The sequence below is a fragment of the uncultured Cetobacterium sp. genome (assembly GCF_947072685.1).
In the GTDB taxonomy this organism is placed as follows: Bacteria; Fusobacteriota; Fusobacteriia; order Fusobacteriales; family Fusobacteriaceae; genus Cetobacterium_A.
Genome location: NZ_CAMTIK010000044.1, coordinates 1 through 6,393, shown reverse-complemented (window position 1 = coordinate 6,393; position 6,393 = coordinate 1). Strand labels below are relative to the sequence as shown.

The following is a 6,393-nucleotide window of genomic DNA, read 5'->3' as shown; positions in this document are numbered from 1 at the left end:
CTTCAAATCCCATAACATCTTCCAATAGATTTATTACCTCTTTTTCATACCCCATGAAATCATAGGATAAAAATAAAACCCTCTGTTTTTTCATACTCTCTACCCCTTAAAATCTAAAGCATTTTTAAAATCTTGTATCGAAATACTGTTTATTCCTAGTCCCGGATATTCAGGATCTACTATATCTTGTCTTATCTCTTTTGGATAAATCAAATTTAACCAGTGTTCTTTATGAAGAAATGCTCCCGACTCCTCTTTAAAAAGTATAATCCCATTTTTTCTTAAAGAAAAACATAGATTATATAGTCCTGACTCAAATCCTATAAAAAGATAACTTGTGCTAACAATTTCAAATACCTCTTTCAATGTTGTTCTATCAACTAAATTCTCAACTCTATCATCAGATAACATACTCTTTAATTTTTCAGCATATGCGTTCTGCCTTGCTCCATTTCCAACTAGCTTTATTTTTTTATCTGGATATTTATTTAAAATTATTCTCAAATATTCATCCATGATTACTGGAGAGCATACTCTCGTTTTTTCTGTTGAGCCAACTGCTACAACTATATCCTCTTTTGTAACACTAAATCTATCTCTCAAATCTGGCAATATCTCCTCTTTTGATATCTTTTCCCCCAATATATACTCCGCCATTTTTCTCACTTGATCTAAAACATAACCATCTTCTAAAAAATAACTTTTTGTATAATATTTATTATTCCTAGAAACTTTCCAATTTGTATCAATTCGTCCAATTCTTTCAGGTATAAACAGATTTCCAGATGTTATATCATTTGTAAATTCAAGGTTTATATATGTTGAAAACCCCATTGTATTGAGCTCATACATCTTTTTTAATCTTTTAAAAAAACTCTTTCTATCCTCTCTTGAAAACCCGATACTTTTGTAACCTAAGATATCTCCTATCCCAACATATCCTTTTTGCATTAAAAAATATATGTTTTCCTCTCCATATTTTTGGATTATTTTTTCTACAAGTTTAGTTCTTACAAGAATATCCCCTATTCCATCGCAAGATTTTATTAAAACTTTTCCTTTCGGTATAAATCTACTCCTAAAAAAGCTCAGTATAAATCTTATTAGGTAAAGATTTATTCCCTCCATTATGTATGACTTTTTAAAATAGTTTGCCACATCTTCCTCCATCAAGCATCTATAAGATTTTCATACTCTTTTATTACAACTTTAGCATCAAAATTTTTAGCTCTTATCTGTGATTTTTTTTCAAATTCATCTTTTAAAAAGGTGTTTTCTAACAGCAATTTTAACTCTTTATATAGAGTCAATGAATCCCCCACTGGAAATACCTTTCCATATTTTCCCTCTCCAAGTATCTCTTTAGGACCAACTTCACAATCAGAAGCAACTATTGCTTTTCCTAAACTCATAGCTTCCACTAAAACTAGTCCAAACCCTTCATATTTTGAGCTATGAACAAAAAGTTGAGAATTTTTCATCCAAATATATGGATTGGATCTTTGACCCAATAATAAAACCTCATTTTGCAGTTCCATATCATCTATCATATTTTGAATCTCTTTTTTAGATGGTCCATCCCCTACAATATATAACTTTTCCATCATTTTATCCTCTTTTAAAAGCTTAAAAGCCTCAAGTAAAGTTTTGTAATCCTTTTGAGTTGTATCCAATCTTGATACAGCCAAGATATACTTATCTTTTAAAAGGTCTAAATCTTTTTGACTGAGTTCAGAACTATCCTCTCCCAATCTTTCAATTCTATTAAAATTAAATGGATTGTATATCCTTTTAATTTTATTTTTTAAATATGGATATGTTGACTCTAGCTCTTTTTTCATCTCATCACAAATTGCAACTACAACATCATACTTATCCAAATTTTTTCCAAACCTTTTTATTTTTGAAGGCTTTTTTAACATTTTTGGAACTGAGTTATGAATCCAAACTATGCTCTTTTTTAAAAGTAGTTTGTCCACATATCTTCTAGCTCCCCAATCATAGTCTATAAACAGATCAATCTCACCATTTTTTTTCTCTATCTCTTTTAAGACCTCTTGGGTTCTTTTTACAACTATTGAATGTTCTTTACTCATTAGATAATTATACATAAATTTATTGAATAGATTTTTTTTACGCTCTCTGTGGTAATGAGTCTTGGCTATCAACTCCTCAGATTTTAAAAAATATATATTTATCTCCTTAGGAACTTGATTTAAAAATATATTGTCCTCTCCCGAATTATCTTCAATTATCAGGGATATTTTATATTTTTTTAAATCTAAATTTTGGAGCATCTCTATTAAAACTCTCTCTAGTCCACCCATACGAAGGCTTCCACTTCTAATCACTAGATTTTTCATAACTCCTCCCACTAGACTTTAAAGCCTTTGTTTCTTAGGTATACTTTGAATTTTCTTATCTGTTCAACCACTGGTAATTTTTTAAAGTTTTTAATAAAATATGCCAATATATAACCTAAATCTCTTTTTACTCTATATTTTTTCTCCACATCATAACCATACCCTAAAACCAAAAGATCGTTTTTCAGAGTGAGTATATCGTAAGCTCTTTTAAAGTGCCACATGTACTCTCTTTTAGCCTGAGAGTCAATTATTTTTATCCCTTCATGAGTCTTAATAAAGTTAGATGTATTTAAATCCCCGTGATATATCCCCACACTATGAATTTTTTTTACCATCTCCATAATCTCGTCTATATCCTCAGTTGTTCTTATTATATCTCCTGCCACATACTCCATTAAAATAAAACTCTCTTCTAAAAATAGTCCACGCCTCACCATAACAGCAATAGGTTCTATAAAAAAATCCAATCTATCTTTTTCAATAGCTCTATCTATATTCATAAAACTTGTAAGTCCCTCACCTTTTTTGAATATAGTTTGAACCCTTCTCTGTGGAATAACAGTTTCTGATTTTGGAGACTTCAAAACAAACATTTTTCCATCTATATCTATCTTAGCCACATAATTTCTTTCCGTATTTTTATACTCGGATAAAACTATATAATTCTTAGATAAAACTTTCTCCCCTAATTTTTTCCCCTCATCAGTTTTATAATAAAGTTTATAATCCTTAAACTTTTCAGCTTTTATCATCTTAACTCTCTTTCCTTATTTTAAGATTTTTAACAAATCTTTTCTCACATATTCATATGTGAATTCGTCCATTTTTTTATACATCTCTTTTTTTATACTCTTTTGAAGTTCTTCATCCTCAAGTATCTCCATAACTTTATCTTCAAAAGCTTTTTTATCATTTAAAGTTATAAGCCCTCCAGCTTTTCCATCGTCTAAAATTTCTCTTGGTCCAGTTGGACAATCATAAGCTACAACTATCGTATCACATAGCATAGACTCAATAAATACTGTGGGCAATCCCTCACCCATAGATGTATGCAAAAATAACTTTGCATTTTTCATCCAAGGGAATGGATTTTTTTTCTGTCCTAAAAGTAAAACATCTTCTTCCAGATTCAATTCCTTTATCTTTCTTTCAATATTTCCTCTATCTGGACCATCACCTAATATATACAACTTCTCTTTTCTACCTCTTTTTTTAAGCTCAGCATATATTTCAATCATTCCAACACGATTTTTTCCACCTACAAGTCTTGATACACCTATAAAATAATCCTCTTTTAATAGATTTAGCTCCTCTTTTGAAAGGTTATTTGTATCTTCAGATTTTTTTAATATTGTATCAAAATCCATAGGATTATATATTCTAACACCTTTATCTTGAAACTGTGGATACATCTCTTCCAACTCTTTTTTCATATCCTCACAAATTAAAACTATATCCCTATATATTTCAAACTTTTGTCTATACTGCTCATATTTTTTCCCCTTTTTACCACTCAAAGAAAAATGAACCCATCCTACTGACCGAGTTTTAATCCCCTTTAAATACTTCCAAAGACTGGAATCAAAATCCACTATCACATCAAAACTATTTTTTTCAAAATACTCTTTCACCCATTTTTTTGTAACAACTCTTTCATAGTAAAGTGACCATTGATACATCAGTCTGGAAAAAATATTAGCTCTATTTTGTCTATAGCTATCTGTTTTTCTACAAAGTTTCTCGCTTTTTATATATTCTATTTTTATATTTTTAGGAACCTCTCCTACAAATACATTTTTTTCAGGTATATTTTCTTTAATTATAAGGGTTATATCCAGTTCTGGTTCCAGAGATAACTTCTCCAAATAATTTATAAGAACTCTCTCTATTCCACCCATATACAGTTGCCCGTTATATATTGCTATCTTTTTTTTCATAACAATCCCTCTCCTGCAATCTCTTCTACATCAAACATATTTATGTCCGCTTCCTCTCCCAATTTAGGAATATCTTTTGAAAAAACTTGCTTTACAAGTTTTGAGTTTGGCCCCCAAACAACGGAGTTATTATCTCCTGTATCCAATCTATAGACAGCTGTCATATGAACTCCCTTTGCTACCCCGATATGCACAATAGAGGTATCTGGAGTTATAACGTATCTTGCTCTTCCCACAAGTTCAGCAACATCTAAAATTCCATGAAGCATAGGATATTTCGCTCTTTCTCCGAGCTCCTCTGCAATTTTATAGATCTCCTCACTTTTACTCTCCTCACCTATAAATACAAGAGTGTTCTCTGGATTTTTCAAAACTTTTTTCCCGATTGCTAAAATTTTCTCTCGGTTAAAACTTCTGTGTTTACTTGCTGCATAGGGATTAACTAGGATAATATCTTTGGGATTTCCAATCTCTCTTAACTTTCTATCGATTCTATCCACAGATTCAGCATCTGTAAACACATCATAACTCAAATCTGGACTATCTATCCCTAAAAGCTTTAAAACTCTAGCATACATATCGGTTATATGCTTGGTATAATCTTTCTCATAGCTCAAATCAAAGAGTTTCCACCCTTTTTTATCCAGTCCTATATTTATCTTAGCTTTACAAAGATTTATAAATTTCATCTGATTGACACGAAGCATCTCTGAGAAATCGATCAAAATATCGTACCCTTCAGATTCTATCTTCTTTGCAAGCCTAGCTTCATCTCCTTTTTCATAGTTATATATTCTATCCACATAGGGATTGAATTTTATGATATCTGAAGCTGCTCCTCTTGCTACAACACCTATTTTTATATCTTTATATCTTTTTTTTATCTCTCTGAACATAAGGGTATTTATAACCATATCCCCTATTTTTCCATCATAACGTAAAAAAAGAATAGATTTCACATTTTTCATTTTGACTCTATTCTCTCCTATTAACTCTTCATTTTTTTTATCTTTTCTATCCCAAAAGTATCTTCCCAACATTAATCTTTTTGGTCTTAAAAAGTCCTGTATAATCCGATTTATTTTTCTTATCACGAGTTCCCCTCAATGTTTTTTTATTTTTTTACATTTTTATTATAACATAATTCAAAATAATTTTAAAAGATAAATCTACTCAAATAACCACACATTCAAAAAAGGGAGAACCGTGTAGGCTCTCCCTTTTTTTAGTTGCTATTATTACTTTTCTCCATCTCTTTTCTAATCTCGTCATTTTTATGGAATTTTTGATTCAATCTATTGTAATACTCCTTTGTTGCCTCTTGAATTGACATTCCACTTTGCTTTGAATAGTTCTCAATAGCTTCTTTTTCTAAAGCCTCTCTTCTCACTAAATTTGCCTCATAATCGAATGAAACTTCACTCTCTGCATAAGCTATTCCACCTAATAATAGACTTGATACAACCAACAATGTTTTTATTTTTTTCATAAACCTTCACTCTCCTTTTCAAATCTTTTCTTTATACACATATGATAATCTATTTATTTTAAAATAAAAAGCTGGAGCGTTCACCCGTGAATTCTTCACCCACCAACCAAGCTTAAAAATACTGACCCCATCGAATTATAATTTTGAAATATATTTTGATTTTTTTGAAAATAAAAGTATAATTAAACCAATTACCAAAGGTTTCATTACAATTCAAAGGAGTTGAATTTTATGAATATTAAAGAGGGGCCAATTATTTTAATATCCACAATCAATAAAGAGATTGATTTTTTATTTGAGAGTTTGTTGACAGACTTAGGAATCACTAAGATGGAAACTATGTACCTTAGAACCATCTATGAAAATCCCGGTGTCACCCAATATGCCATTGCTAAAAAAAGAAGTATCGACAAATCTTTAGTTATAAAATATATAACTAAATTGGAAGAGAAAGGTTTAATTGAAAAAAAACAGTTAGATAGTAGAAGAAAAGGTCTATATCTTACAAAAGATGGAGATAAGGCCATTAAATTTATAGATGGTTTTCTTCCAAAACTTCAAGAAAAATTTCAATCTCTATTCACTAAAAATGAATTTGAAA

Annotated in this window: 7 protein-coding genes; 1 reads left to right on the top strand and 6 read right to left on the bottom strand. The window is 30.2% G+C overall.

Annotated elements, in window-relative coordinates:
* Window positions 1-99: 99 nt before the first annotated feature.
* From Q0V67_RS10200 to Q0V67_RS10175, 6 genes are all read right to left on the bottom strand, one after another.
* On the bottom strand, window positions 100-1,158 hold the full coding sequence (locus tag Q0V67_RS10200; RefSeq protein ID WP_297599286.1) for a hypothetical protein: 1,059 nt from the start codon (window positions 1,156-1,158) through the stop codon (window positions 100-102).
* Window positions 1,159-1,169: 11 nt separating this feature from the next.
* Entirely contained in the window at window positions 1,170-2,363 is a 1,194-nt protein-coding gene (locus Q0V67_RS10195) for a glycosyltransferase (RefSeq protein ID WP_297599284.1), read from the bottom strand.
* 11 nt (window positions 2,364-2,374) lie between these two features.
* Window positions 2,375-3,118 carry a lipopolysaccharide core heptose(II) kinase RfaY gene (locus tag Q0V67_RS10190; protein ID WP_297599282.1) on the bottom strand — a complete coding sequence of 248 codons (744 nt, stop codon included), beginning with the start codon at window positions 3,116-3,118 and terminating at the stop codon, window positions 2,375-2,377.
* Between the two features lie 15 nt (window positions 3,119-3,133).
* Window positions 3,134-4,303, bottom strand: a complete 1,170-nt coding sequence (locus tag Q0V67_RS10185; protein WP_297599280.1) for a glycosyltransferase — start codon at window positions 4,301-4,303, stop codon at window positions 3,134-3,136.
* Complete coding sequence (locus Q0V67_RS10180; protein WP_297599278.1) at window positions 4,300-5,397, bottom strand: glycosyltransferase family 9 protein; 1,098 nt, start codon at window positions 5,395-5,397, stop codon at window positions 4,300-4,302. Before Q0V67_RS10180 ends, Q0V67_RS10185 begins: the two co-directional genes overlap by 4 nt.
* A gap of 131 nt (window positions 5,398-5,528) precedes the next feature.
* Window positions 5,529-5,792 carry a hypothetical protein gene (locus tag Q0V67_RS10175; protein ID WP_297599276.1) on the bottom strand — a complete coding sequence of 88 codons (264 nt, stop codon included), beginning with the start codon at window positions 5,790-5,792 and terminating at the stop codon, window positions 5,529-5,531.
* Window positions 5,793-6,023: 231 nt separating this feature from the next.
* Between Q0V67_RS10175 and Q0V67_RS10170 the strand changes: the two genes are divergently transcribed.
* On the top strand, window positions 6,024-6,393 hold a 370-nt coding region (locus Q0V67_RS10170; RefSeq protein ID WP_297599274.1), incomplete at its 3' end, for a MarR family transcriptional regulator.